The organism is Paenibacillus sinensis (assembly GCF_019904155.1).
GTDB lineage: Bacteria > Bacillota > Bacilli > Paenibacillales > Paenibacillaceae > Paenibacillus_AQ > Paenibacillus_AQ sinensis.
In genome coordinates this window covers 1-26,676 of record NZ_JAHCMB010000021.1, presented here as the reverse complement: position 1 = coordinate 26,676, position 26,676 = coordinate 1, and the positions used below count along the sequence as shown (strand labels likewise).

The 26,676-nt window shown below is 54.7% G+C and carries 26 protein-coding genes and 2 pseudogenes; 12 read left to right on the top strand and 16 right to left on the bottom strand.

The genetic code is table 11. The features are described 5' to 3' along the window. Nucleotides 1-8: 8 nt before the first annotated feature. Complete coding sequence (locus KIH86_RS01525) at nt 9-761, bottom strand: MBL fold metallo-hydrolase (RefSeq protein WP_223084050.1); 753 nt, start codon at nt 759-761, stop codon at nt 9-11. Nucleotides 762-953: 192 nt separating this feature from the next. On the opposite strand from KIH86_RS01525, the pseudogene KIH86_RS29395 reads away from it, so the two are divergent. The 4 genes and pseudogenes from KIH86_RS29395 to KIH86_RS01505 form a co-directional block, all read left to right on the top strand. Beyond that, nucleotides 954-2,321: pseudogene (locus KIH86_RS29395) on the top strand (Na+/H+ antiporter); the annotation flags it as partial. Between the two features lie 849 nt (nt 2,322-3,170). Continuing rightward, nucleotides 3,171-3,683 (top strand): GNAT family N-acetyltransferase, encoded by a 513-nt coding sequence (locus tag KIH86_RS01515; RefSeq protein WP_223084048.1) that lies wholly within the window; start codon nt 3,171-3,173, stop codon nt 3,681-3,683. 159 nt (nt 3,684-3,842) lie between these two features. Continuing rightward, nucleotides 3,843-4,694 carry a DegV family protein gene (locus KIH86_RS01510; RefSeq protein ID WP_223084047.1) on the top strand — a complete coding sequence of 284 codons (852 nt, stop codon included), beginning with the start codon at nt 3,843-3,845 and terminating at the stop codon, nt 4,692-4,694. 25 nt (nt 4,695-4,719) lie between these two features. After that, nucleotides 4,720-5,202, top strand: a complete 483-nt coding sequence (locus KIH86_RS01505; protein WP_223084046.1) for a DinB family protein — start codon at nt 4,720-4,722, stop codon at nt 5,200-5,202. Nucleotides 5,203-5,353: 151 nt separating this feature from the next. Here the strand turns inward: KIH86_RS01505 and KIH86_RS01500 are convergent, their stop codons facing one another. Continuing rightward, entirely contained in the window at nt 5,354-5,884 is a 531-nt protein-coding gene (locus KIH86_RS01500; protein WP_223084045.1) for a PadR family transcriptional regulator, read from the bottom strand. Between the two features lie 102 nt (nt 5,885-5,986). Then, nucleotides 5,987-7,150 (bottom strand): YhgE/Pip domain-containing protein, encoded by a 1,164-nt coding sequence (locus KIH86_RS01495; RefSeq protein WP_223084044.1) that lies wholly within the window; start codon nt 7,148-7,150, stop codon nt 5,987-5,989. 187 nt (nt 7,151-7,337) lie between these two features. Between KIH86_RS01495 and KIH86_RS01490 the strand changes: the two genes are divergently transcribed. After that, nucleotides 7,338-8,174 carry a class I SAM-dependent methyltransferase gene (locus KIH86_RS01490; protein ID WP_223084043.1) on the top strand — a complete coding sequence of 279 codons (837 nt, stop codon included), beginning with the start codon at nt 7,338-7,340 and terminating at the stop codon, nt 8,172-8,174. A gap of 72 nt (nt 8,175-8,246) precedes the next feature. Here KIH86_RS01490 and KIH86_RS01485 read toward each other — a convergent pair whose 3' ends face one another. From KIH86_RS01485 to KIH86_RS01460, 6 genes are all read right to left on the bottom strand, one after another. Beyond that, nucleotides 8,247-8,669, bottom strand: coding sequence for a threonine/serine exporter family protein (locus tag KIH86_RS01485; protein ID WP_223084183.1), 423 nt, complete (start codon nt 8,667-8,669; stop codon nt 8,247-8,249). 31 nt (nt 8,670-8,700) lie between these two features. Beyond that, nucleotides 8,701-9,474 carry a threonine/serine exporter family protein gene (locus tag KIH86_RS01480; RefSeq protein WP_223084042.1) on the bottom strand — a complete coding sequence of 258 codons (774 nt, stop codon included), beginning with the start codon at nt 9,472-9,474 and terminating at the stop codon, nt 8,701-8,703. Nucleotides 9,475-9,567: 93 nt separating this feature from the next. Beyond that, nucleotides 9,568-10,827 (bottom strand): DNA polymerase IV, encoded by a 1,260-nt coding sequence (locus KIH86_RS01475; RefSeq protein WP_223084041.1) that lies wholly within the window; start codon nt 10,825-10,827, stop codon nt 9,568-9,570. A gap of 165 nt (nt 10,828-10,992) precedes the next feature. Beyond that, nucleotides 10,993-13,428: a GH36-type glycosyl hydrolase domain-containing protein gene (locus KIH86_RS01470; RefSeq protein WP_223084040.1), complete on the bottom strand. Its 2,436-nt coding sequence runs from the start codon at nt 13,426-13,428 to the stop codon at nt 10,993-10,995. Nucleotides 13,429-13,598: 170 nt separating this feature from the next. Beyond that, on the bottom strand, nt 13,599-14,681 hold the full coding sequence (locus KIH86_RS01465; protein ID WP_223084039.1) for a LacI family DNA-binding transcriptional regulator: 1,083 nt from the start codon (nt 14,679-14,681) through the stop codon (nt 13,599-13,601). Nucleotides 14,682-14,804: 123 nt separating this feature from the next. Continuing rightward, nucleotides 14,805-15,296 carry an LURP-one-related/scramblase family protein gene (locus tag KIH86_RS01460; protein WP_223084038.1) on the bottom strand — a complete coding sequence of 164 codons (492 nt, stop codon included), beginning with the start codon at nt 15,294-15,296 and terminating at the stop codon, nt 14,805-14,807. Nucleotides 15,297-15,564: 268 nt separating this feature from the next. Here KIH86_RS01460 and KIH86_RS01455 point away from each other — a divergent pair, with 268 nt between their 5' ends. The 4 genes from KIH86_RS01455 (at nt 15,565) to KIH86_RS01440 (ending at nt 17,474) form a co-directional block, all read left to right on the top strand. Further along, nucleotides 15,565-15,765 carry a hypothetical protein gene (locus tag KIH86_RS01455; RefSeq protein WP_223084037.1) on the top strand — a complete coding sequence of 67 codons (201 nt, stop codon included), beginning with the start codon at nt 15,565-15,567 and terminating at the stop codon, nt 15,763-15,765. A gap of 142 nt (nt 15,766-15,907) precedes the next feature. Next, nucleotides 15,908-16,420, top strand: a complete 513-nt coding sequence (locus KIH86_RS01450) for a GNAT family N-acetyltransferase (protein WP_223084036.1) — start codon at nt 15,908-15,910, stop codon at nt 16,418-16,420. Between the two features lie 79 nt (nt 16,421-16,499). Beyond that, nucleotides 16,500-17,099, top strand: coding sequence for a hypothetical protein (locus tag KIH86_RS01445; protein ID WP_223084035.1), 600 nt, complete (start codon nt 16,500-16,502; stop codon nt 17,097-17,099). A gap of 30 nt (nt 17,100-17,129) precedes the next feature. Then, the gene (locus KIH86_RS01440; RefSeq protein WP_235775213.1) at nt 17,130-17,474 is read left to right on the top strand and encodes a DUF898 domain-containing protein; all 345 of its coding nucleotides are present in this window, start codon (nt 17,130-17,132) and stop codon (nt 17,472-17,474) included. 119 nt (nt 17,475-17,593) lie between these two features. Here KIH86_RS01440 and KIH86_RS01435 read toward each other — a convergent pair whose 3' ends face one another. The 6 genes from KIH86_RS01435 to KIH86_RS01415 all read right to left on the bottom strand — a co-directional run bounded on the left by KIH86_RS01435 (nt 17,594) and on the right by KIH86_RS01415 (nt 24,847). Continuing rightward, nucleotides 17,594-18,994 (bottom strand): sugar porter family MFS transporter, encoded by a 1,401-nt coding sequence (locus tag KIH86_RS01435; RefSeq protein ID WP_223084034.1) that lies wholly within the window; start codon nt 18,992-18,994, stop codon nt 17,594-17,596. A 909-nt stretch (nt 18,995-19,903) separates the two neighbouring features. Beyond that, a complete protein-coding gene (locus KIH86_RS01430; protein WP_235775218.1) occupies nt 19,904-20,635 on the bottom strand; it encodes an IS630 family transposase in 732 nt (243 codons plus the stop codon). Beyond that, entirely contained in the window at nt 20,575-21,033 is a 459-nt protein-coding gene (locus tag KIH86_RS29390; protein ID WP_235775212.1) for a helix-turn-helix domain-containing protein, read from the bottom strand. The genes KIH86_RS01430 and KIH86_RS29390 overlap by 61 nt, the downstream gene beginning before the upstream one ends. Before the next feature lie 76 nt (nt 21,034-21,109). Beyond that, nucleotides 21,110-22,432: a response regulator transcription factor gene (locus tag KIH86_RS01425; RefSeq protein ID WP_223088390.1), complete on the bottom strand. Its 1,323-nt coding sequence runs from the start codon at nt 22,430-22,432 to the stop codon at nt 21,110-21,112. Further along, nucleotides 22,407-23,852 (bottom strand): sensor histidine kinase, encoded by a 1,446-nt coding sequence (locus KIH86_RS01420; RefSeq protein ID WP_223088388.1) that lies wholly within the window; start codon nt 23,850-23,852, stop codon nt 22,407-22,409. The genes KIH86_RS01425 and KIH86_RS01420 overlap by 26 nt, the downstream gene beginning before the upstream one ends. Continuing rightward, nucleotides 23,849-24,847, bottom strand: a complete 999-nt coding sequence (locus KIH86_RS01415; protein WP_223088386.1) for a substrate-binding domain-containing protein — start codon at nt 24,845-24,847, stop codon at nt 23,849-23,851. Before KIH86_RS01415 ends, KIH86_RS01420 begins: the two co-directional genes overlap by 4 nt. Nucleotides 24,848-25,039: 192 nt before the next feature. On the opposite strand from KIH86_RS01415, the pseudogene KIH86_RS29385 reads away from it, so the two are divergent. Next, nucleotides 25,040-25,221 (top strand): annotated as a pseudogene (locus KIH86_RS29385) (NAD(P)H-dependent oxidoreductase); the annotation flags it as partial. A gap of 163 nt (nt 25,222-25,384) precedes the next feature. On the opposite strand, the gene KIH86_RS01410 reads toward KIH86_RS29385, so the two are convergent. Next, nucleotides 25,385-25,624, bottom strand: coding sequence for a DUF2642 domain-containing protein (locus KIH86_RS01410; protein ID WP_223088383.1), 240 nt, complete (start codon nt 25,622-25,624; stop codon nt 25,385-25,387). Between the two features lie 230 nt (nt 25,625-25,854). Here KIH86_RS01410 and KIH86_RS01405 point away from each other — a divergent pair, with 230 nt between their 5' ends. Further along, complete coding sequence (locus tag KIH86_RS01405; RefSeq protein ID WP_223088381.1) at nt 25,855-26,181, top strand: antibiotic biosynthesis monooxygenase family protein; 327 nt, start codon at nt 25,855-25,857, stop codon at nt 26,179-26,181. Between the two features lie 163 nt (nt 26,182-26,344). Continuing rightward, entirely contained in the window at nt 26,345-26,434 is a 90-nt protein-coding gene (locus KIH86_RS30050) for a putative holin-like toxin (RefSeq protein WP_222850467.1), read from the top strand. Nucleotides 26,435-26,676: the final 242 nt, after the last annotated feature.

The following is a 26,676-nucleotide window of genomic DNA, read 5'->3' as shown; positions in this document are numbered from 1 at the left end:
CTGTATCCTTACTCGATGCCGACCGCCAGCTCGGCGATTCGCTTCCCGGCATCTCCCCGGTAGACGCCGCCGTGATAGCATATGACCGTATGGATGGTCAGTCCGGCGTATCTCCGCAGGTTGGCCAGCGCCGCCGACATGTCCGGCGTGGCCCGCGGATCGGGGCCATGCAGCTCGCCGTCCTTCACGGTCAGGCTGTCGCCGGCGATCAGCGTTCCGCTCGCGCCGTGGTACAGGCTGACATGCCCGGGGCTATGCCCGGGAGTCGTGATCACGGTGACGCCGCCGGCCACCGGCAGAACCTCGCCGTCAGCCAGCTCCGCATCAACCCTGGCCCGCGGCGGATGGGAGAGCACATGCAGGAAGGCCCGCCGCCACTCCGCCGGCACATGCGGAGGGAGCATGGCCTCCGCCGCCGCTATCGCTTCGGGGGTATGCTTCAGCAGCATCCGTTCGCCTTCGATATAGGGGCGCTCCAGGGGATGGGCCAGCACCCGTATGGACGGCCGCTCCTCCAATATAGCGGGCAGGCCGCCGATGTGGTCCAGATCCTGATGGGTGATCAGGACGGTATCCAGTCTGTCCCAGGGCACTCCTGCTATGGCAAATCCCGCTTGGAAGGTCTCTGTTATGCCCGGATATCCGGTATCGACGAGCATGACATGCTCGTCGTCCCACATCAACACGGGATAAATTCGCTCGCTTCCGCCCATAATCTGTGCTTCAATCTCCAGCATCTCCAGCCCTTCGGCAATTCTCATTCTTCATCCTCCCGTAAACGTTAAGGTAAAAGCAGAGTTTATCTTAACGGAATCGGAAAGTTAAATCAATAGATAAATTATTTATTATACCACAAATAAATATTTTTGTCAAGGATTAAATTTGCCTGATTTTCCCGATACGTGAGCTTAGTGTATTATTAATATAAACAATCTATAGATGGAGATGGTGATGTGGAACTATTCAGCTCGGTGCTGCTTCTTCTTGTCCTGATCGGACTGTCGAAGATTATCAACCGCTTCGTCCCCTTTGTGCCTGTGCCGCTGATCCAGATCGGGCTCGGGGCCCTCGCAGCGGCTGCGCCGCTCGGGATACATCTGTCACTGGAGCCGGAGCTGTTCTTCGTGCTCTTCATCGCTCCGCTGCTGTACAATGACGGCAGAAGGACGCCCCGGGACGAGTTGTGGAACCTGCGGGCCCAGATTCTGCTGCTGGCGCTGGGTCTTGTCTTCGCAACCGTCGTGGTTGCGGGCTATGCGATCCACTGGCTGATTCCGTCCATTCCGCTTGCGGCGGCTTTTGCCTTGGCGGCGATCCTGTCTCCGACCGATGCGGTGGCGGTAAGCGCTCTGGCCGGCAGGGTGCATCTTCCCAAGGGGACGCACCGGCTTCTTGAGGGCGAGTCCCTCATGAATGACGCCTCCGGCCTGGTGGCGTTCAAGTTCGCCGTGGCGGCTGCGGTAACCGGCGTGTTCTCCTTCTCCCATGCCGTAGGGAGCTTTATTCTCATCGCGGCGGGTGGTCTGCTGGCGGGAGCGGTGCTGTCTTTTCTGCTGATACGCCTGAGCGTACTGCTTCAGCGTCTCGGCATGGAGGATGTCACGATGCATGTGCTTCTCCAGATTTTGACCCCGTTCCTGATCTATCTCGTCAGCGAGGAAATCGGCGTCTCGGGCATTTTGGCCGTTGTGGCCGGGGGAATCGTGCATGCGGTGGAGAAGGACCGGTCAACCTCGCCGCAGTACAAACTGCAGCTCGTGTCGGCCAGCATCTGGTCCATGCTGCTGTTTGTTCTCAACGGCCTGGTGTTTCTCATACTGGGCGTTTCCCTGCCGGATGTGGCGTCGGTCATTCTCCGGGATGAAGCCTTCAACAATACGACGGTTCTCCTGTATGTGCTGGCGATAACGGCGCTGCTGATCGCGCTGCGCTTTTTGTGGGTATACGTGTTTGCCGTTATGAACAACGCCAAGACCGGCAAGAGGAGCCGTCCTCCGCTTAAGGGGCTGGCGGTTCTGTCTGTCTCCGGTGTCCGGGGAGCCGTGACCTTGGCGGGCGCCTTCTCGATCCCGCTCTATCTGGATGACGGCTCGCGCTTTCCCGAGCGCGACCTCATTATCTTCCTCGCCGCAGGCGTCATCCTGACGACGCTGCTGCTCGCAAGCATTGCGCTTCCGCTGATGGCGGGCAAGGAGGAAGAAGTGCAGGAGGAGAGCGAGCAGGTAATCAGCTCGCAGATCAAGAAGAAATGCGTCGCCATACTCAAGGGGGAAGAGGGCGGCTCGGCCGCAGCTGCCGCAGCCGGAATGGCAGCGATAGCGGGTATGGCGGGTATCGCCGCCCGCAGTCTCGGCCCTGGATTTCCGGCGCTCGGCGGGGCTGCCGGGGCCGAGACCGGCGCGTTGGAGACCGGTGCGTATTCTCCTTCACCTGCGATGAGCAGCGGACCTGCTGGAGAGCGGGAGTACAGCGCGCCTGTCTCGCCAGTGCAAGGCGACGCAGCCGGCATCTACGCCGGGCTGCTTGGGTCCGGCGGACCTCCGGCTCTATCCCCGGAGGCGGAGAAACATGCGCGTCAGCGCGCCAAAGCCAAGCTGACGGGGCTTCACGCCGAGCGGCGAAAGCTCCTCGCGATGATGGAGGAGGGGAGCGTTCCCGCCGATACGGGCCGGGCGATGCTCGAATTCCTGGACCGGAAGGAAGCGTTCCTGGCCCGGGATGCCGATTCGCAGCTCCGGATGTCGCTTGGAGAGCTCGGCCGGCTGTTCGCACGCCTGTTCTCGAAGGCGCCGGAGGCCAGAGGCGATGGCGCAGGAGAAGGCAACAGCGCTATCGCCTCGTCTGCCGAATGTGTGCGCCGCGCCCGGCTTGAGATGTGCCGGGCTGCGGTCGACGCCGTCAAGAAGGAGGACGACCCGGAGATCCACGGAGACTCCGAGATCGTGGCGGCCAAGTACGGGCAGATGATTGACCGATTGGAGAGCGTCCCGGCTGCAGGGCTGGCGGAAATGGAGGAAAGCCGCAAGTTTCTCGGCAAGCTGGAAGCCTTCCAGGAGCAGCGTGACAGCGTGCAGCGGATGTTCGAGGATGGAGCGTTAAGCTTCAAAGCCGCTGCCGGCTTGCGGCGCTTCATGGATCAGCTTGAAACATCGATTTGGGAGGATTAGAGGATGGAAGCCGAAGAACTGTCTTACGTCACGATCGGCCCCGAGCACATGGCCGAGATGACCGAGATATACAATCACTATGTGAAGCATACGACCGTTTCCTTTCACATCGAGCCTTTGACGGTGGAGGAGATGACCAGGAACACCTTGCATGGCGACCCGCGTTTCGCTTCCTATGCGGTCATGCTGGGTGAAAGGATGCAGGGCTATATCCTGATTACCCGGCACAAGAACAAGCAGGCATACGATGTTACAGGGGAGATCAGCGTGTATCTGAAGCCGGAGGCGACGGGGCGGCGAATCGGCCGTCCCGCCCTTCAGTTTATCGAGCGGAAGGCCGCCGAGAACGGCTTTCACTCCCTGGTGGCCACGATCTGCTCGGAAAATGGGCCGAGCCGGCAGTTTTTTGAACGAAACGGATATGAGCAAAGTGCGTATTACCGGGAGATCGGCCAGAAGTTCGGCCGGTGGCTCGACATCGTCGTCTACCAGAAGCTGGTGGCCGGCAGCCATTAATCGAACCGCCCCCGAACGGCCGCATCCGCACCTTTCGTTTTGGCTCTGCCAAAGCGGTTTCTGCGGATAAGGTAAGCGCGTATCCTGGTGCCTGTTGTTGTCACCGGCTTCTCGTGCATGCCATGATCCGACTCCAAGAAGAGAGAAGTGAGGTTACGAATGACATCCATCGCCTGGGTAACAGACAGCACCAGCACGCTTCATCCTGATTTCGTCAGAGATAATCATGTCTATGTAGTCCCGCTGCGCCTGATCGTCGGCGGCGAGTGCTACAAGGAGAATATCGATATTACAGCGGAGCAGTTCTACGACCGGATGCGTCATCATGAGCAGGCCGGCAGCTCGCAGCCGCCCATCGGGGAATTTATCGAGCTGTACGAATCGCTGAAGGACAAATACGATCAAATTATCGCCATTCACTGCTCCTCCGAGCTGAGCGGCACTTTTAATACCTCGATGCAGGCCGCTGAAATCGCGGAGGTTCCGGTCACGGGGATCGACTCGAAGGTCGGTGCTTACCCGCTGCGCGAAATGATTATGAGCGGCGTGCATTGGCATCAAATGGGCCTGACCGTCAGAGAGATTAAGGATCGAATCGAGCAACTGATCCACAATATGTCGTTCTACATGCTGCCGTCCAGCCTGACCCGGCTCCACCGCAGCGGACGGTTATCCGGTCCCCAGCTTGTGCTGGGGCAGCTGCTGCGCATTCATCTGCTATTGAAATTTGATGGCGGCAAGGTGTTTGTCGAAGAGAAAATTCGCACGTTCAAGAAAGCCAAGCATAAGCTCCTTGATATTTTGAAGAAAGACGCCGCATTGATCCGGGAGGTCTGCATCATGCATGCAGGCAATGCCGATGAGGCGCATAAGCTTGACGAAGAGATCCGGGAGATGGCGCCGGGCATGGCGACAGAGATTATGCCGTTCATTCCGGTCGCGGGCATTCATGCCGGCGAGGGAACGCTCGCGCTGTCCTGGATTCGCCATCACGCCACCGCCAAAGCCTGAGCCTGAACAACACGGAGGGAAAGACATGGAAGTGATGTTCCGTTATAACTGGATGGTCCGGGAGCAGTGGTACCGGTGGTGCGAGGAGGTTGCCGAAGCTGAGCTTCTTCGCCGACGGACAGGCGGTGTCGGAAGCATTCTTCAGACTCTTTTTCACGTTGTGGATGTGGAGTGGAGCTGGGTTCGCGTCTTGCAAGGCAAGCCGGATTTCCAGGAGAGCTTTGATGGCTACAGTACGCTGGAGAAGGTTCGTCAGCTGGACCGCGAGTTTCGTCCGGAGGTCGAGTCGTTTGTATACGCATGGAATGGCAGTCTGGAGAGCCGTCCGTTTCATGATCCTCAGCCGGATGGAACGGTTGCGGTGGACACTTGGGGCGAGGTTATGCGCCATATGATTGCTCACCAGATTCACCATATGGGGCAATTATCCGTCTGGGCCAGAGAAATCGGCAAAAATCCGGTGTCGGCGAATGTGATCGGCAAAGGTCTAATTTCTCCGCAATTATAAAATAAAGGGGCAGTCCTGGGCTTGTAACAAGCCTTGGACTGCCCTTTGTTCGCGCGCAGAGCCTCTGTCTCCCGTTGAGCACACCGAATGAGCCGGCTGGACGGGCCAGTCGCATGAGCCAGCCGCATGGGCCGGTTCCGGCGCGCTAACGCTAATCCAGCGAACGGATGTAATCGAGCAATGCGTTCAGCCAGTTGATGTCCATATCGACCATCTCACGGGCATGATCTTCGATCAGCTGCAGCGCGCCTTTGTGCCTGGCAGGTATGCTGCTCTTATCGTAATCCGCTTCTTTAATTATATTCCGGCTGTTCTCCCGCCTTTTTATCGCCTCTTCAATCAGGTAAGCCAGCTTGACCTTGTCTATCTTGTCCAGAAAGAGCAGAGAGGAGTACAGCGAAGTGACATTGGTGAAGCTTCTGTACGTCTCGTAAATTTCTTCTTCCAGCGCCTGGCGCCCTTTGTCCGTGATTCCGTAAGTGGTCTTCTCCGGCCGGTTCTCTTTCTGCTCGACCTTAACCTTCTCGATCAACCCCTTCTTCCGAAGCGATTCGAAATGATAGTACAGCGCCCCGTCGCTTACCGACGTGTTGTCGAGCGCCCTTGTTATCATTTTCTTGATATCGTAAGGATGGTGTTCCCCTTCACTTAATGTTCCCAGTATAAAAATCTGCAGCGTCACCGTAATCCCCCCTGTGTCACCTCTAAACCGATAGTCCCATTATAGCAAAATAGGCCCGCGAAGCCATAAGGCTTCGCAAGCCCACCGCAAGATGAGGGAGGTCTATTGCATCGCCGGCAGGGAACCTGCCTGTGTCTGAACGCTCAGCTCCTTGCCCTTGCCGGGTTTGACGAGATGAATGATGCTGTTCAGCACAAGCGCCGCAGCGGCGATAAGCGCGAGGGAAATTACGAACTCGGCCGATTTTCCTCCGCCGAACAGCGTATTGTAATCCAGCTGAACCGAATAATACATAGGCGAAATATAGCTGACGAACTTGTAATATCCCGGCATGATATCCCGCGTCATGACCGAACCGGCACTGATCGATTGGGTCAGAAGAAGAGGCATGTTAAGCAGCATGCCTCCCTGGCCGGCCAGCATGCAGAAGATGCTGGTGAACTCGATGGCTGTGAACATTTCCAGCGAATGAGTCATCCAGACCTTGAAGAACGCTTCCGCTCCATAGCCGTGAACCGCAAAATAAATGCTGACCCCGACCAATGGAGCGATCAGAGAGATGATCAGGTTGACGCCCTGAAGGGAGCCGAACGCTTTCCATTTGCCGGACCGTCCGCTAAGCTGCTTCAGCGCGCCAGTGCTCATCATGGAATAAATCATGGCGCCGACATACATGGCCATCGACAGGAAGAAGGGCGCCATCTGATTATGCATCCCCGCAGGCTGCGGGTTGGTAACGACGGTATTCGTCTCCACTTTGCCGGTCAGCGCCTGAGCCATCTGCGCCGCCTGCTCCTGCGGAACCTTCATGCTCTGGAACGCTCCCTGGATGCTCTGAACTTCGATCTGCTTGCTGATTTCGGCGGAAATCTGATTGATCGCGCTCTGGGCGGTCTGCGTGACTGTGGAGGGATTGGACTGGTCGATCAGGAATTCGAGCTTCGCCGTCTCACCCTGCTTGGCAAGGCTCTCCGAGAAGTCCTGTGGAATATGCATCACGAACTGAACGTCCCGGTCGTTCAGGGCTTGCTTGGCTTCCGCCAAACTCTGGTCGGTCACGAGCCGAAAGGGCAGCTGCTCCTTCAGCTTGGCTGCGAACTCCTTGCCGTACTTGGCGTCTTCGTTCACGAGGGACAGTGTGATGTTGGTCATGTTCTTCGGCAGGGCGCTGTAACCGCCCATGAAGATTGGAAGCATGATCAGCTGGTAAAACACCAGCATAAACACGCCGGCCTGGACGGCCTTGTTCTTAAAAAATGCTCTCATGGTTTTCTCCACCTTTTATATATTTATACTCTAATCAAAGTACTACAAACAAAGTATTAAATCAAGGGCTATTTATTTAAAATTTGATCTTTTGAACAGGGATGATCGATTCGGTTGTTCGGAAAGGAAAAATGGCTTCAGGCAGGGAATTATAAAATTTGGAAATGAAATTCAGGAGGAATTTATTTTGCATCCATTGTTATCCAGATACTTAAGCAAACCGCCCATACATACGCCAAGCACCGGCAAGTTCTGGGATGATCCCCATATTTCCAAAGGGATGCTGGAAGCTCATTTGAATGCAAATTGGGATGCGGCCAGCCGAAAGACGGCGTTTATCGAGAAATCGGTTCGCTTTATTTCGGATGTTGCGCCGCCTGGGGAGCATCCGGTTCTGCTTGATCTGGGATGCGGTCCCGGATTGTATGCGGAGTGGTTCCATCAAGCCGGATATTCGGTAACGGGAGTTGACTTCTCGCGGCGGTCCATTGCCTATGCCAAGGAGCAGGCCGCTGTGAACGGACATTCCATTACATATTGCTATCAAAACTATCTGGATGTGGATTACTTTGAACAATTTGATCTGATTACGCTTATCTATTGCGATTTCGGTGTTCTGTCCACTGATGAGAGGCGCCGTTTACTTAATAACGTATATCAAGCGCTGAAGCCTGGCGGGAAGTTTATTCTGGATGTGTTCACTCCTGCGCAGCATGAGGGGAAGGCGGAGTCGAAAGAGTGGGCTTATCATGACAGCGGCGGCTTCTGGAATGGGGAGCCTCATCTTTGTCTGAATTCCTTTTACCGTTATGATGAGGATGATACCGTTCTGTCGCAGACGATCGTGGTCCATGGTGATGATGACGTTGACTGCTACAATATTTGGGAGCACTGCTTCACGAGCGAGGCGCTGATTGGTGAACTGAAGCATGGAGGATTTAACCGTATTGATCTGTACGGCGATGCCGCGGGCGAAGCTTATGATCCGGGTGGCAAGGTCATTTGCGCGGTGGCGGTCAAATAAGCTACTGTATTTATTGCTCTACGATGAAAAAAGAAGCAGGGCGGACGGCGGTCCGTTCTGCTTCTTCTTGGTTTACACTCTTCTGCGCCGGAACATTTGCCCCAGCACCTCGCTGAGCACAAGGCCGGCGGCAATGGCTCCCGAGAGCAGCAGGGCCTGAACGGCAACCTGCAGGGCGGTACTGTAATCGTCTTCGACGAACCGGCGCATGGCGTCGTAGGCAAGACCGCCGGGAACGAGCGGGATAATGCCGCCGACGCTGAAGATGATAACGGGCATTTTGAAGACCCGCGCGAAAATCTGGCTCACGGCCCCCACGATGACCGTAGCGAAGAAGGTCGCCACCACGGGCTTCCAATCGGGACTTAGCAGCAGGTAGACCATCCAGCCCAGCATGCCCGCAAGGCCGCACGGCAGCAGCATGCGTCTTGGCGTGTTGAAGAGAATGCAGAAGGTGGCGGAAGCGATAAAGCTGGTCAGAAGCTGAACGATCATGATCATAAGCATATTCCTCTTTCCATGAAGCTTAAGCAACAAAGGACAGCACGAGGCCAATCCCGGTTCCGATGGCAAAAGCGGTCAGGAACGCTTCCGCTCCCTTGGACAGCCCCGATATGAGATGGCCGGCCATGAGATCGCGGACCGCGTTCGTAATGAGCAGTCCCGGCACGAGGGGCATAACGGAGCCGATGATAATTTTATCCGTCTCCGCGCCGATGCCGGCCTGAACGGCGAGATAAGACAGGAGGCCGATCAGGATCGAGGCGGTCAGCTCCGCGAAGAACCGGATCTGCGCCAGCCTCTGCAGATAGGCCGCTGCCGCGTAGCCGATGCCCGACACGAACATGGCGGGCAGAGCGTCACTGTACTGGCCATTGAACATGATGGTGAAGCAGCCGCCCGCAAGCGCGGCCGCAGCGACCCGAAGCCAGGCCGGGTAGGCATGCGCCGAGTCATCGACCGCCGCCAATTCTTCCCGCGCCTGCGCCGAGGTCAGCTCCCGCTGGCTGAGCCGGCGCGAGATGTCGTTGACCTGGGCGACCTTCTGCAGGTCGGTTGTGCGCTCAGCGATGCGGAACAGCTTCGGCTGCTCCGTCCGGCTCGTGGTGAACAGAATGACCGTCGGCGTCACATAGCTATGCGCTCCGGGAAAGCCGAGAGCTGCCGCCATGCGCGTCATCGTATCCTCCACGCGGTAGGTCTCCGCGCCGTTCTGGAGCATGATTTTGCCGGCGAACAGGCATAAATCTATAATTTCATAGATGTTGTTGTTTTGGGTGTTGTTCTCGGGACTGTCCAAGCCTTCTTAATCCTCCCCTTGGGTGTTATATATTGATTGTGCCCGGAGGAGACCAAAAGATCAAGTCGAACTTCGAAAATTCGGCTTTTTCCGTCATTTATAGTGTCCGCCGATTTTGCCTGCCCGGTCCCTGAGCTGCCCCGAATCGGTGAAGGAGGAAGCTCTGCCGATAATGGCGTCCCCGTATTTGCTCTTCAGGAGATCGGTTGCCCGCTCCAGCTCCCGGTATTTCGGCCTGGACTCGAACAGGGTAAGCTGGTATTCCTTCTCGCTAGACAGTCCCGACAGCGTAACGTTGACCCGGCGCACCGGCTGGCCGTCCCAGTGCAGCCGGAACAGCCGGATGGCGGCCTCATAGACAAGGTTCGTGGCGTTGCAGGGATCGGGCAGGGTGGTCTGTCTGGAGAAGCCGGTCGGCTCCTCGAAGCTTGCGCCCTGGCACCCGACGGACACGACGGAGCCGTTCATGCCGAGGCCGCGGCAGCGCCGGCAGACGAGCTCGCAGAGCTCCAGCAGCACCACCTTGATCTCGGCGAAGCTGAGGTAGTCGCGGGGCAGCGTCATCTGGTGGCCGACGCTCTTCGGCGGCGCCTCGTACGTGTCCGTGTGTACGGGGCTGTCGTCGATGCCGTTCGCAATCCGCCAGTAGAGCTCGGCGTCGATATCGCAACGCTTGCGGAATTTCTCGCGCATCTTCCATTTCAGCTCGGCCAGCGGCATTTCGGCCAGCTGGCCGATCGTGAAGATGCCCATGCTGTCGAAGTGGGCCGCCATGCGGCGCCCGACCATGAACAGGTCTCCGATGGGCCGGGGCCACAGCCGGGAGGGCAGCAGCTCCCGGGACAGGGTGAACAGCCCGTTGTCCGACTTCTTGGCCCACAAATCGCAGGCCATCTTGGCCGTCACCTTGGAGTAGCCGATGCCGACCCGGGCGTAGACGCCAGTCTCGGTGCGGATCTGCTCCTGTATGGCGGCGGCGATCTCCTCTGCGCTTCCGAAGAGCGCGAGGCTGCCGGTTATATCGACGAACTGCTCGTCGATCGAGTAGGGCTCCACCATGTCGCTGAAGGTGCGCAGAATGGCGGTGATCTGGGCGGAGACATCGATGTAGTGCTGCATCCGCGGCCGGACGACGACGAGGTCCGGACATTTGGCCAGCGCTTCGCCGAGCGCCTCCGCCGTAGTGACGCCGCGCTCCTTGGCCAGCGGGCATGCGGCCAGCACGATGCCGCTGCGGCGGGCAGGATCGCCGGCGACGACCAGCGGCAGGCCGATGTAGGCGGGCTGGGCGGCTTTTTCCACGGAGGCGTAGAAGCTCTGGCAGTCCGACAGCAGAATGATGCGTTCTTTCATGATGAGGTCAGCTCCTCTTGGAGTAGGTCTGATCCTATTATAATGCGAACATATGATCGTGTATATGTATATTCATTACCACTTTTCCGAATGCTTAAAAAGCCGCCGGAATTCCGGCGGCCTCAATGGCACAAGCTATGGATCATATGTGCAGAAATGCTGCGATCAGCCGAGCTCCACGACGACCTGATGAACGCCGCCGTCAAGCACCGGAGCGATAATGTTGCCTTCCACGGCAGCGCCGTCGAGCGTCAGGCTGGCCACGCCTTTGGAGACATGGTTCGGGTTCTTGATCTTGATGACGTACGTATCGCCGCGGAAGACGCGGGTGATTTCGAAGCCGTCCCACTCGGCCGGAATGCACGGATCGACCTTCAGGCCGTCAAAATCCGCTTGAATGCCGAGAATGGCCTGAGTGATGGCGACATAGTTCCAGGCGGCCGTTCCGGTCAGCCAGGAGTTCTTCGCTTCGCCGTGGCGCACGGCGTCCTTGCCGGCGATCATCTGCGAGTAGACGTAAGGCTCGGTGCGGTGAAGATCGCTGATGTCCTCCAGGTAAGCCGGAGCGATTTTGGAATAAATCTCGAACGCCCGGTCGCCGTGACCCAGCACGGTTTCGGCGATCATGATCCACGGATTGTTGTGGCAGAAAATGCCCGCGTTCTCCTTGTAGCCCGGCGGATAGGTGGAGATTTCGCCAAGATTCAGGTAGTACTTGGAGTATGGCGGCTGCTGAAGCACGATGCCGTATTTCGTGTCGAGACGTTCCTGCACAGAGGTCATCGACTTCTCGGCCTGGCCGCCCTCCACGCCGATTCCGGCCATAACGCAGATGCCCTGCGGCTCGATGAAGATCTGGCCTTCTTCGTTCTCTTTGCTGCCGATCTTCTCGCCATAGTGGTCATAGGCGCGCAGGAACCAGTCGCCGTCGAAGCCGTGGGTCAGCGTCGTCTGCCGCATGTCTTCGATCTTCGCTTCGGCATCCGTCGCCAGAGCCTCTTGGCCGCGCATCCGGCAGATCCGGGCATAGTCCGGTCCGACAAAGACGAAGAGGCCGGCGATGAATACGGATTCCGCCACGCGTCCCTCGATGTTCGCAGTCGTCTGGAACGATTCGCCCGGTTCCTTCGAGAAGCAGTTCAGGTTGAGGCAGTCGTTCCAGTCGGCGCGTCCGATGAGCGGCAGGCCGTGCGGTCCCAGGTTGTTCGTGACATGCTCGAAGGAGACCTTCAGATGCTGGAACAGGGTAGCCGTGTTGTCCGGATCGCTGTCGAACGATACCTGCTCATCGAGAATGCTGACATCGCCGGTTTCCTTGATGTACGCGGCGGTGCCCAGAATCAGCCAGAGCGGGTCGTCGTTAAAGCCGGTGCCGACCTCGTTGTTGCCCTTCTTCGTGAGCGGCTGGTACTGGTGATAAGCGCTGCCGTCCTCGAACTGGGTGGCGGCGATGTCGAGAATGCGTTCGCGCGCGCGTTCCGGAATCTGGTGCACGAAGCCGAGCAGATCCTGGTTGGAGTCGCGGAAGCCCATGCCGCGGCCGATGCCGGATTCGAAATAGGAGGCCGAGCGGGACATGTTGAAGGTGACCATGCACTGGTACGGGTTCCAGATGTTGACCATGCGGTTCAGCTTATCGTCGCCGCTCTGGATCTGGTACTTGGACAGCAGGCCGTCCCAATGGGCGGCAAGCGTTGCCAGAGCCGCGTCAACCTGCTCGTCGGTGGCGAATTGCTCGATCATGGCGAGAGCCGGTTTCTTGTTGATGACGTTCAACGATTCCCACTTGTCTTCTTCCTCGTTCTCGATGTAGCCAAGCACGAAGATCAGGCTCTGCTCTTCTCCCGGAGCGAGCGTCAGATTCAGGGCATGGGAGCCGATCGGCGACCAGCCGCTGGCGACGGAGTTCGAGGCTTCGCCGTTTGCGACAACCTGCGGCGCGTCCAGACCATTGTACATGCCGAGGAAGGACTCGCGATCCGTGTCGAACCCGTCGAGCGGGCGGTTGACAGAGTAGAAGGCGTAGTGGTTGCGGCGCTCGCGGTACTCGGTCTTGTGATAGATGACGGAATCCTTGACTTCAACTTCGCCGGTGCTGAGGTTGCGCTGGAAGTTGGTCATGTCGTCCTGGGCGTTCCAGAGACAGAATTCGGCGAAGGAGAACAGCTTAACCGATTTCTCCACAGATCCTGTATTCTTGACGACGAGACGGTGAACTTCCGCATTGTAGCCCATCGGGACGAAAGCCAGCTGGGTCACGGAAATACCGTTCCGCTCACCGGTAATGGAGGTGTAGCCGAGGCCGTGGCGGCATTCGTAGAAGTCGAGATCGCGCTTGACCGGCATCCAGCCCGGGGTCCAGAAATCGCCGTTGTCATACAGGTAATAGTAGCGTCCGCCCGTATCGAGCGGGATGTTGTTGTAGCGGTAGCGGGTCAGTCTTCTCAGGCGGGCGTCGCGATAGAAGGTGTAGCCGCCGGCGGTATTGGAAATCAGGCCGAAAAACTGCTCGTTGCCCAGATAGTTGATCCAGGGGTAAGGCGTTTTGGGCGTGTTGATTACGTATTCCTTGCGATTGTCGTCAAAGGTTCCGAATTTCATCAGAAGAATCCCCTTTCATATGTGAACGCGCGTTTATTTGGAGGTAAAAAAAATCCGAAAGTGCAGGGTGGTGGCGGTACACCCCCTGCGCCGGAAATCCGGCCACCTGATGTTCAGGGTGGCTGAATTTCCTTCCGGTAATGTGGTCATCAACGGATCAAGCGTATCGTTTAAGCCGGTTCGTGATCCTGCGTGCGGCCTCCGAAGGGGCGTGCGCAGGAATCCCGTTCGATCAGACGCGCCGGGAAGCTGACGGTACTGAAGGTTGGCTGCCGGGAATCGCACAGCTCCATCACCTTGTCTACCGCCGCCTTGGACATTTCGAAGATCGGCAGACGGACGGAGGTGAGCTTCGGGTGAATGCGGGCGGCGAGCTGGACGTCGTCGAAGCCGATGACGGACATTTGCTCGGGCACGGAAACGCCGCGCTCGGCAAGCGCTTCAATGGCTGAGATCGCCATATCATCGTTGCTGCTGAAGATTGCCGTCGGCAGCGGTTCGCCCGAATCCAGCAGCTTGACGACCTCGGCGTACGCCGTCTCCTTCAGGAATTCGCCCGGAAGGATAAACCGTTCGTTCACGGCCAGTCCATGCCTCTTCAGCGTGTCGGTGTAAGCCGTAAACCGCTCCCGTCCCGAGTAGGTGCTCATGCTGCCCTGAATAATGCCGATATCCCGGTGGCCGAGAGCGATCAAATACTCGATCGCTTCCGTGGTGCCCTCGTAATCCTTGGAGTTGACGATGGCCAGATGATTCTTATCGAGATGCTCCGCCATAATCTCCGAGATATCGTAATCGATCAGCACAAGCGGCGTCTCAAGCGAGACCATTTCCCTGACGATATCGATGTCCTTCTGCGTTCCGACGATAATCCCGCCGTCGATGCGCTTCTGGAGAAACGCCTGCTTGACCTTGAGAAAGTCGCCGGGCGCATACACGGTATGGATCAGCACATAGCATCCCCGCGAGTTGGAGATATCGACTACCGCGTCGATAAAGGGCGCGAAATAGCTGTTCTGATAAATCCGCGTCGCGTTCTCCTTCTCGTTCATGCTGATGGCGAACAGGCCGATGGTGTCGGTCTTCTTGCCGGCGAGCGCGCGGGCGAAGCTGTTCGGCTCGTACTGATGCTGCTCGATCACCTTCAAAACCTTGATCCGTGTCTCTTCCGGGACATTCGGATAGTTGTTGATGACGCGGGATACCGTGCTGCGTGAGACTCCCGCCAGCTTGGCAATATCTTCGCTGCGCATGACATCCCCCTTTCATAAACGCGCGTTTATGAGTTCATTGTAAGGGAAGAGCGAAGATATTTCAACGGGGTCTTTTCAAGTTTATTCAGGGGGTACCACGTATAGGCGCTTCGGCTGAATTGCTTAGGTGCTTGCCGCCGAGCGATGTCTTTTTTGAATGGCATGCACGCCCATAATAACCGCTACAAGCTCATACGAATCCAGCAGCTTGCTTGAATTCTCGAGCAGATAGGCGCCCGGCGAGAGCCAGCCGTTCAGCTGTGTGAAGGAAGCGGCGATTCGGGTTTCGTCCGCGATTTCATACTCTTTGGAGAAGGCTGGAGAATCAATCTCGTAAACCCCGCGTCCTTCGGTTTCGTAGGTGAATTTCTTGCCGGACCAGGAGAAACGGCTTCTAAGCACCCCGGCCAGTTCTCCTTCCGCAGATGACACCTCCCATTTGTTCGAGAAGAAGCGGAAGCTTCCCTGAAAAAGCTGCCGTCCCTGCGGGCCGTACACTTCGATGGATGAACCCAATGCGCTTTTCAAATCGAGAGATCCCATATTCTCATTCTGCTCATTCAGGATTTCCGTAATTCCGGCGCTAAAAAAATTATCGCGAAAAACCAAATTCATCATGACCGCCTCCTACGATGTGATACGGTGAGACGAGGTGCGGGGTTACATGCGGATTCCAATAATTGGCGGATAAAAAGAGACGCGGGACCGTATTTGGCGTTAAGTGGAAAAATGCGCAAACTGAGCGCCTGAATATAGTCTTCCACATCCCGGTAAATGTCAGGCTTCTTCAGGATAGAGAGTGCTTTTTTACTCTTGATTTACGAACAAATGTTTGCCATAATGGAGATGTCAGAAAGCAAACATTTGTTCGGAGGTGCACTGCATGCCGAGAAAATATATAGGCCATACCGTGGAAATCGTATACCTGGACAGTCAAGGGAAACTATCCCAAAGGGTCATCACGGTCAATGACATCCGGGGAGGCCTCGTCCGGGCCTCATGCCTGGCTTCGGGCAGCCCGCGATCCTTTCGTCTGGACCGGATTTTGGCCTGGCGGCCGGTGAATGGCGCGAAAGCCTCGTAGGCCAGAAGTCCATGCGAGTTGGAAAGTCGTACAAATATAAACCCCTGTCAGTTTAACCGGCTGGTTGCGCTCTCCGATTTCCTTTAACATTCCGATTGCTTACAATAGATAGCAGCGGGAGACAGGAGAAGGAGGAGCGCATATGGACATTCGGGTTCTGGAAGGCGCGCTGCGGGCTGAGGCGGCTTCTGCAGCCGGGTCCGTTATGGTATCCCGGGGGCGAACGCATGAACTGGAGCGTCTGCCGGGCTATTATGCGGCCGACATGAATGGAAATATGGTGGGAGAAGTCTTTTACCATATCGAGAACAGGGAATGCGAAATCGTATCGCTGGAGAGCCGGCGGGAGAACAGGGGAGCAGGTACGGAGCTGCTCGGCGCCGTAGTAAGGCGGGCAAGGGATGAGGGCTGCACCCGGGTCTGGCTGATTACCTCGAATGACAATACGAGGGCGATCCGGTTCTATCAGAAGAGAGGCCTTGATCTGAAGGCGGTTCACCGGGACGCCATAACGGAAGCACGGAAGCTGAAGCTGTCCATTCCCCTAATCGGTCTGGACGGTATCCCCATTCGCCATGAGCTTGAATTTGAACTAATACTTATGAAGGGAGTCTTGCCAATACAGGCAGGGTTAGCCGGGATGCCGGGCGTATAGGTTCAGGAGTTATAGGTTCATTCAGGCGAACAGATTCAGAGGAAGCCGATTAGAAGCCGATGAGAGGAGTGGAGAAAGAATGCGAACGGAAATGAGCAGGGCGGATTTCGATGCTGTCCGGGATCATAATTTGGGACAGGTCTGTGTGGAGCCGGTCTTCCGTCAGATCCGCGGAAAGAGCATGGCGGTGAAGGGGGAGGCTCTTGCACAACTGAATGAGGGACAGCAGGCGGTATGTATGTTCGAGATTCTGTACCGTCATGCTGTGAACTCCCCGGAGGAACATTACGGATGGATATCCTACCTGCTGAGCCAGCCCAGCATGTGGCAGGAGGTGCTGCGGGGACTGGAGTTCTTCCAGGATACCGCTCTGATTCCGGTGCTGGAGAGAGGCGAGGCCTACCTTCGGGAACGGAATTTACGGCTTGGACGTTCATGGGAGGACAATAAGCTGACCGAACTTGAGCGCGACGGCGAATTGAAGAGCGCGGTAGAAGTGTTGCATCGCGACTTTCAGGTCGCTGCCTTGCAATTAAATGGAGACTATCGCGGCGTATATCAGGAGAAACCCGGAGGAATTTGTTCACTTCGTGGACTAAGTTACCCCATGAAACCAAAGGCCTGGTTTTCTGCGAATTGTGACATTTCTCTTAGGATAAAAATCCTAGAAAATGCATAATAAACAAAGAATATTGGAAAAGGGGGGATGATGTTGGGGACTGGAATCAATGTGAATGTTAATATGCCAGGACAGAATGGAGCTTCCTATTTCGACGGAGGACTGCTGGAGTATATCGGCTGGGCTCTTGTCGGATGGCTGGTAACGGTCTGCACGCTCGGAATCTGTTATCCTTGGGCGGTTGTTGTGCTGTACCGCTGGAAAGTCGAGCACACCGTAATTAATGGACAGCGGCTCCGCTTTGACGGAACGGCCATGCAGCTGTTTGGCAACTGGATCAAATGGTGGTTGCTGTGCATCGTCACCCTGGGCATTTACTCGTTCTGGCTCTCGATCAAGCTGGAGCAGTGGAGAGTCAAGCATACATACTTCTAATCGCCGGTAACGTTAAAACCCCTTCTTCGCAGATGTGCGAAGAAGGGGTTTTCCACATACATTTTGCATAAAAATCCACAGAACGATTTCAAACCAATAACAGTTGGATCAAAGTGAGTTTACTTCGCCGTCCACATCTTTTCCATTTCTTCAAGCGATCTTCCCTTCGTCTCGGGAACGGCCCGCCATATGAACAGAAACGAGAACAGAGAGGCGATTCCGAAAATCCAGAAGGTATGGGCTGGACCGGCTGAACCCAGCAATGGCGGGAACAACTGGGATACCAGATAATCGCCCGCCCAGAGGGCCATTGAGGCGATTGCGACTGCTTTGCCCCGGATGCGGTTCGGAAAAATCTCCGACAGCATAACCCATACGACCGGTCCGAGCGATATAGCGAAAGAAGCGACATAAACGAGAATCACGATCAGCACGAGCGGACCCGAAGTCAAGTCCATTTGAAAAGCGATTCCGATTACAGCCAGGCAGAGGGTCATCAAGGAAGTACCGGTCAGAAGCAGCGCTTTCCGGCCAACCTTGTCAATGAGCCATACCGATAAAATGGTGAACAGCACATTGATGAGTCCGATCCAGATGGTCTGTGTCAGAGAGGCGTCCGTACCGAGTCCCATTCCTTTGAATATTTCTGGGGCATAATACAGAATGGCGTTGATACCGGTAATATGCTGCATAACGGCGAGTGCGACACCGATGAAGAGAGCTTTTCGAATGCCGGGTTTGAACAATTGCTTGAACGAATCGCTCTCGCTCTTGAAAGACTCCTTGATATCGAGAACTTCCTGCTTGGCAGCTTCTTCTCCATGAATCTTAATCAAAATTGGCAGCGCTTCATACGGCCGGTTCTGCTTGATGAGCCATCTCGGGCTTTCGGGAATAAACAGCATAAGAATCATGAACAGCAGTCCCGGAACGGCCCCGATTCCGAACATCCAGCGCCACGCGGTGGATACATCCCAAGCGTCGTCCCCCATGCTGACGATCCATAAGTTCAAGAAGTACACCAGGAAAATGCCGGTGACAATAGCCAACTGGTTCAGGGCAACCAGGCGTCCCCGATATTTAGCCGGCGCGATCTCCGCATTATAGACGGGGCAGATGGTAGAGGTAATGCCGATGCCAATACCGCCAATCATGCGGGCGATAATGTACCCGGTAAAGGTGTCCTGTAGCGCAGAGCCGATTGAACCGACAATGAAGAGGAAGGCGGCAACGAGCAGCACCTTTTTTCTGCCAAACCTTTCACTCATATAACCGGAGAGCGCAGCGCCCGTGACGCTTCCTACAATTAAACTGGATACCGCCCATCCCACCTGAAATTCGCTCAGGGCAAAACGCTGCTGCAGCAAACCGACCGCCCCCGAGACGACCGCAATATCAAAGCCGAAGAGAATGCCTCCAAGCGCCGCAACGATGGATACCAGCGTCACAAAAAGCATATTGGGCTTTTCATTTTGAAGCGCTTTCGACTGAGGCGTTTCTTTATTGATAACAATAGCCATATTGATCAGACTCCCTTCCGTGTACCTGTCTCTCGAACCTTGCAAGTTGTTCTTGAGATGAAGTATAGCACGGGTTTTGCACGCGGAAGCCGGCTATCGTCTTCACTAAATGGAGGATTGTAAGCACTATCTTAACCTCAGGGAATGAAGCAAAAGGAACGGGGGAACGGCTAGCATTTTCTTGTCATGAGGACACATAAAAGTCCATGCCGGATGATCTTGACATGGNCGTCGGAATCAGGTAACTCTAGAGTAAGATTACCTGAGAAGGACGTGACCCGAATAACAACGTCTGATAATGAAATGGAAGCTGTAGAGCAGGCAATGAAACAGACATCGGGTAAACGGATGTACGAGCGCTATCTTACGATGATCAAGGCCTAAATATCTGAAACCCTTCATCGAATTTCCAAAACAGTAGGCGGGTAATGGAGGAATACCGGTGTGGTGGGTTGAATCAATTGGCTATGGGTCACTCTCCGGGAAAACTACCCAAACTTTTGAAACACCAAGCACAGCAGCTCATGGAGCTTCTTATCCATAAGCACTGTGGACGTTAGATTTGAAGCGAAATATACCTGGAACCTGCGATTCGCTATATTGAGCGTGAATTTGCCCATACCTCAGCGAAGTAAATTTCCCTTGTTGGATCGAATCGAAGCGTGACTAGTTAGACTTATTTGTACTCCACTGAAATTCTTGGATGGTCTTCATACCTCTTGAAATAATTTCGTATAAAAATTTCATCCTCAACAATTACTTTAATTTTATTGTGCTTTGCAGTTCTAGATAATAGTTCTCGGATTAATTCCGTTCTTCTACTCATATTCATGCGAAATTGCTCTGAAAGCCCTCTGTCAACTAGATCTATAATAAGTGTGTCACAATCNGACTAGTACCTTGACCGTATCAAATTTGAGGATATAAATGCTTTAATTTACCTCTAGCCTGCTCGGTAGTAAATTGCCAGACCACGGATTTCTGAGCCCAATTGCGTTCGCTTTCCCAAGCCGACACCTCGCCCTGCAATTCATCAATGGAGGCGATTCGGCGGTTCAGGCATTGAATCGTCAGTGCACTGAGTTCAATCTCAGCGATATTCAGCCAACTGCCATGCTTCGGAGTGTAATGGATTTCCAATCGTTTCGCCAAGGCTAAGGCGTGTTCAGGCGCAAAGGTTTCATACAAGGACGATATCGTGTGAGTATTCAAGTTGTCCATCACCAGTCGAACCCGTTTCGCCTCAGGATAATGGACTTCCAGTAATTCCTGGATCTGCAGAGCCCAGTCGGTTTTGGTGCGTCTTTCCGAAGCCTGCACGTGACGCCACCCGGCTAACGGCTCCGTGAATAGAAAGAGGCTGCAACTTCCCTTACGAACATACTCATAATCTTCTCGCTGAACTTGTCCGGGTTTCATCGTCTGTGGAGGCCGCGAATGATCCAGCAATTGCACGGGCTGCTCATCCATGCAAATCAGCGGAATTTCCGTGTCGTACGCAAGGGCATAGGTTTCCAGAATATCCTCCATACGAGCCACAAATTCGCTGCTGGATTTAGCGGGGATACACCACTGTTTTTTTAAGTGAGGCTTAAGCCTTGTTTTTTTAAAGTCGTCCGAATGGTTTCTCGTCCTACGGATTCCAAAATATTCAGTTCGATCACCCGACGGGTCAACAGACGAATTGTCCAGCGAGCATACCCCTTTGGAGGCTCGGAACAGGCCAGCGCGATAATCCGGGCTTCCACCTCGCCGGTGATCGGCGAGGGACGTGCCGGTTCGGCGCGCCGACGATAATGCAGCGTCTCGTCCAGCCCACGGGTGCAATAGTCTTTTACTGTGTAATAAACGGTCACATCGCTGACCCCTGAGCGCTGGGCAATTTCAGCCTGCTTGGGGATGGCCCCTTGATTTTCGTCCGAAAGTAGGAGGACTAGACAGCGGCGGCGAATGCCAGGGGATGTAGAATCAGCATGAAGAAGTTTTTCAATCCATTCGCGTTCCTTCGGTTCGAGTCGAACCTCGTATTTTTTGTTCATCAGGGCGCCCTCCCATATTTTTCTTATAGGATGAGCTTAAAACTAGAATCAAAAACGGTCAAGGTACTAGTGCATGCTATTGGTTTTGAACCTTGAACTCGGTGGGCGAAACACCGGTGATCTTTTTGAAGACCCGGCTGAAATAATTGGGGTCCTTGTAGCCCGCTTCGAAGCTGACCTCCTTCAGGGTCAACCGGCCTTCTCCTATCAGCGTGATTGCTCTGCCGATTCTCAGGCGGGTTACGAAATCAATGAATGTTTCCCCGTATTCCTGTTTGAATATTTTGCTGAAATAATGAGGATTCAGATGGACATAATCGGCGACCTCCTCCAGAGAAAGATCCTCCGTGAAGCGTTCCTCGATATACTTTTTGGCCCTGCCCAGCACAGTCATCGTCTGTTCCTCGCGCTGCTCGCGAATCCGGTTAAGAGCCGAAATGACGTAAGGCTGCTCCGGGCCCGTCTTTGACTTTTCGATGTCATGCTGTGTTTGCTTCAACTCGTCAAAGAGGCAGTATGCGCTGCCCGGTTCCGGCAGGGTGGAGGCAAATACCGCTTCGAAGTACGATTCGCGAAATCCGTCTTCTCCCTTCCTCAGAGAACCAATGCCAACGAAAGCCTCAATTCCCGTCTGCTGCTGCGCAAGCTCTGAGAGCTGGCGGGCAAGCTCCATGATCTCTTCCCGCCAGTCGTTCTCGCGGGTGGAGAGAGGTTTTCTTGCAAAAATGGCGAGATGATGGTCGATCAAGGAACTTACAATCGTGGCGGGATTATGGATTTTGACAAAGCTGCGGTAATGATCATAAATCCGCTTCTTCTCCTCCGGGGAGAGGTGTCCGTCAAAAGCGACCACGATCGCGTTCCCCTGATCGAGAGGGAAATCCAGCCATTCCGATAACTGGGAAGCAGTAGAGTCCGCCGTCTGGTCAACCATCAGGATCAGTGCCAGCTCATTTTCAACAAGAGGCAGCAGCTGGGATACTTTATGTCGGAGCTCCAGTTCCTCTGTGCGCAGCTGCTTCTCTCGCTCGATCTCCGAGATCAACCTTTTCAGCGTTCCGACAATTTGATCGCGCTTCGCAGGCTTCAGAATATATTCCTTCACTCCCAGAGACAGCGCCTCTTGGGCGTAGGCGAAATAATCATAGGCGGTCACAAGCACGAACCGGGTGTCCGGCAGCCGTTCCTTCAGCTCACGAAGCGCTTCAAGCCCGCCAATTCCGGGCATATTGATGTCCAGAAACACAATATGAGGACGATGCTCTTCCGCACATTCGATCGCCGTGCGTCCATTGCCGGCATGGATGAAGCGGAATACGCCCGGCATGGACCGCTCCACGGTCAATTCCAGGCCCTCTCTTTCCAGCGGCTCGTCATCCGCGATCAGAAGTCTGTACATGTATTTGTTCATCTCCTTCTTTGGCAGGAATTCGAATAGTTATGGTTGTTCCTTGGCCAAGCCCACTGCGGATTTGGACCAGGTTTTCCTCCCCGTAGAACAGTTGAAGCCGCTTCAACACATTGCGTGTGCCAAGCCCGGTGGATTTGCCGCTATCACCGCCCGCTTCGAGCCGCAAGATGGCCTGCAGGGTCTCCTCCGGTATTCCGGTCCCGTTGTCCGAAATCTCGATCAGCACCCCAGGCTCTGCTCTCAACACCTTCAGGCTGATAACGGCATCGCTCTCCATATTGGCGAATCCATGAAGGTAAGCGTTCTCGACAAGAGGCTGAAGCGTAAGCGCCGGAATTTCCACCTGAAGCACAGCTGGGTCAGCATCAAGTTCAAACCGGATGCGGTCCCGAAAACGCGCCTGCTGAATGGCGGCATATTCCTTGATATGGGTGATTTCTTCCTGCAGTGTGACCGGAGTATCCAACCTCTGCAAGCTGTATCTCAGCAGATTCGACATCGAGACAATCAAATCGCTCGTCTTATCGGCCCCTTCCAGCAGGGCCAGTCTTGAGAGCACATTCAGCGTATTGAATAAAAAATGAGGGTTAATCTGGCTCTGAAGAGCCTGAAGCTCCAGTTCTTTCACAAGACGCTGCATTTCCAGACTCTTTTTGTCACGCTCAATGAGTTCGCTGAGGTCTGCCGACATTTGGTAAATCGCACCCGACAGGATGCCAAGCTCATCGTCTCTTCTTGGCTGGGGTCTGATGTCCAGATTACCGGTCGCGATTTGCTTGGCCAGACGTACCAGTCTGCCGACAGGTCCCGTAATACTGCGGGAAGCCCAGACTGCGAACAGCACGCCCATAAGCGCGTTCATTCCGAACAACGCCGCGCCCAGCCGGCTCATCCGTTCGTTCTCCTCCCGGATATTATTGATGATCGGACGGTAAAAAGCCAGCTCTGCATCGATCAGCCTTTGTCCTTCTTCACGGATATAGCCGGCTGTCTTCTCAGCTTCCGCATAATGATCAAAAGCGATCTGAGGTTGTTCGGTGGCGGAGGCCTGAATGGCAGCTTGCTTCTGTTCAAGAAAGGTCGTTGTCAGATTAACGTAATCCTCCAGGGTGAAGGAAGCCTTCGCCTGATTGCCTTCCTGACGGATTTCGCTTCTCAGCCGCTCCAATTGTCCGCCCGCCGAATTCAGCTCGGCCTGGTCTGTTCTCGGATCGAGCAGGAAGGCGTAGAGAAGATTTAGATTCGTATCTGCAGATTCCGTATTCTGCTCAATCAGAACAATCCGTCCCAGCATTTCATCATAACTCCGCTGCACGACCTTTCCACTCTGGAACACGAAGAAAGCAACGGTATTGGCAAACACGACGAGAAGGGGGATGAAGATCAGCAGTTTGGCTCGTATCGTCATGGAGTTTCGCCTCCGTCATTCTGGCCCGTTGACCCCTTGTCCATTACATAAGTGCGGGTATAGGTCACGCTAGTGGGTGTGCTTCCGCTGAAAAAATCATGAAGCCGCTCAATGGCCTGCGCTCCCATTTCCACGGGCTGCTGCACGATGGCCGATTCAATCTTCGATTGGCGAATCGCAGTCACCGTCTCCGACATATCGTCAAAAGCGAAAATATGCAATCCGCTTACGCCAACCCGCTGAGCTGCCTCCAGGATACCCGGACCGTCAAGGGCGCTGAACCCGACCATGTACCGGATATTCGGACTTTGGATGAGCATTTGCCGAGCCTGCTGCACGGCCTGAAGCCGCGAAATGTTGGAGGAGCGGATTTCCACGATATGCAGACCGGGATACTGCCCGATGACGGATCGGAATCCGGCCAGTCTAAGCCGCTGATTCTCGACCTGCTCACTGCTAATCAGCACTCCGATTTCGCCCCGTTCTCCGGCGGCATGTGCCACAAGCTCGCCCATTTGCCGGCCGGCGCCCTCGTTGTCCGTACCGACATAGGCCAGGCGTTTGGAGCCGGGCTCGTCTGTGTCGACCGTGACAACGGGAATGCCGAGACCCGCAGCCTTATCAATCAACGCGCGATACTCCGGGTCGTTAATGCCCTGAACCACGATGGCATCGGCCTTGGCCGAGATCGCCTTATCCAGCAGCTTGATCTGCTCGGATGGATTGATGCGGTCCGGTCCGATATAGTCAAGACGCAAGCCGTATTTGGCAGCAGCTTCGTGCGCGCCTTGTTCGATAGCCTGCCAGAAATAGTTGCCGCGTTCCTGCGAGATGAGTACGATCTTTTTACCGGGACTACCGTCTATCGGCTCAACCGCCTCAAGCGGCCTGACCAGCTGATGAATATGGAGAAAGGAGAGCGTGAACCGGACAAGCAGCCAGCCGAATAATAAAAAGAGGGGGATGACGGCGAACAGCCATTTACGGTTTGACATGCCTTGGCTCCTTTAACCGGACTTGAAATAAACAGATTTGGTATTACCCATTATACACGAAGATATCCGGTAGAACCGAACGGAGAGAAGTACTTGAAATTGCATAGCTGTAACGATGTAATTCTATGGCGGTCTGAACGAAGCCGAACAAGAGCAACCGTAACGTTTGTTGAAAAGAGTACTGGATCGATTGAGATTTATGATCAAATCGGTATGACCGCGGGATTAGAAATGACGTCCGACACCGGGATTTTCGACTTCGTGGGAATCGAGTCCGTAGGACATTTGCTGTTCGGCGGCAAGAAAAGGCGTATGCAGATATCCTGAAGCAGATTGAAGAGAACGTGCAGTCCTTCTTCCCGAAAAAAGTATGACCCCATAACATGCCAAAGGCCGCCGGGAAGGCAGCCTTTGTATATCCGTCCGGTATAGCGAGCCGGAAAAGACGCTTGCGATACGCAGGCGGAGAGTTTCGGCTACAAAGCCGGCGTCCGATCGGGCGTCAGCTTTTGCATAAAATAGGCGAATCGACCGGAACTAACAAGGCATGAACCAGACGATCTCGCTGATGCGGACGAAGAATCGTCTGCCATTTGTATCCAGTACAACATGGTCTGGTTTGACCTCGACAATACAACCGCTAATCCTGCCGCGGGTGGTTTCCAGAACAACCGGTTTGCCGACCAAACATTTTAAGGCTTCCACAACACAAGGGTCAACAGGATAGACGACAATAGGGTGGGTCATATGAGACATGGGTTGCATTGAACTATTCATCGTACAGCTACCTCCCTAACGAGTATAGGGCATTCTATGCAGATGCCTAATGAATGGGCTGGGCGGCAGCCTGGTTGGCGCGTAAAGGAACAAAAAGTTATGCTTTTGCAGCTGGTCGATGTAGGAGGCAAAAGGTGAGACTTCCATAACGCTCTTTATTGACCATTGATTGATCAAATTCAATTATAGATTATACTGAATATTAGCAACATGATTATGGGAGGGGACATATGAGCGAAATAGCAAATACTCCGGAGCCGCCTTATTACGCCGTCATTTTTACGTCGGAGCGTAGCGCCGGGGATGATGGATATGCCGAAATGGCAGATGAAATGGTTAAGCTTGCAGCGGCCCATCCCGGGTTTCTAGGTGTGGAAAGCGCCAGGGAAGGCGTGGGGATTACAGTATCCTACTGGGAATCGCTCGAAGCGATACATAATTGGAAGCAGAACGAACGGCATATGATTGCTCAGCAAAAAGGCATGTCCGACTGGTATCTCCGATATAAGACGAGGGTATGCAAGGTTGAGCGGGATTATGGGTTTGGGCAGGGTTAGGTGATGGGGGTTCGCACCCATTTCGCTTCAATGCGAAAGTGGAATAGGACTCGAAAAAGGCTAGTTTGTGTCAGCTATCCAGCCTGTTCGTCGTCGTGATATAATTGCGGAAGCAATAGAAGGCTTGCAAGGGTGGCTGGCTAAATCTCCCGGAAGGGAGGTGATGCCTGTGGAGGTATACCAAGCATTGACGCTAATGATCTCATTTGCGACTCTGGTGGTGCTGATTCTTTCCTTCCACAAAAAGAAATAGGCCGCCCTCTGTCCAAGATCGCGACCTATTCTTGTGGGTAGTACCTGATTAAAGCCGCCGCCCTTAAAAGCGGATATTGCTCGGAGAGTCGTGTTCCCGCACGGCTCTCTTTGCATTGTACGTATTTTCTGTCCTTACTATACCATAGTTGAATTTATAAAGTAAAAATAATTAATTCGACTTCGAGGCTGCCGAACCTGGATTAGTTCCATATCCTTACCTGTCGTGCACAAAAGCTATAA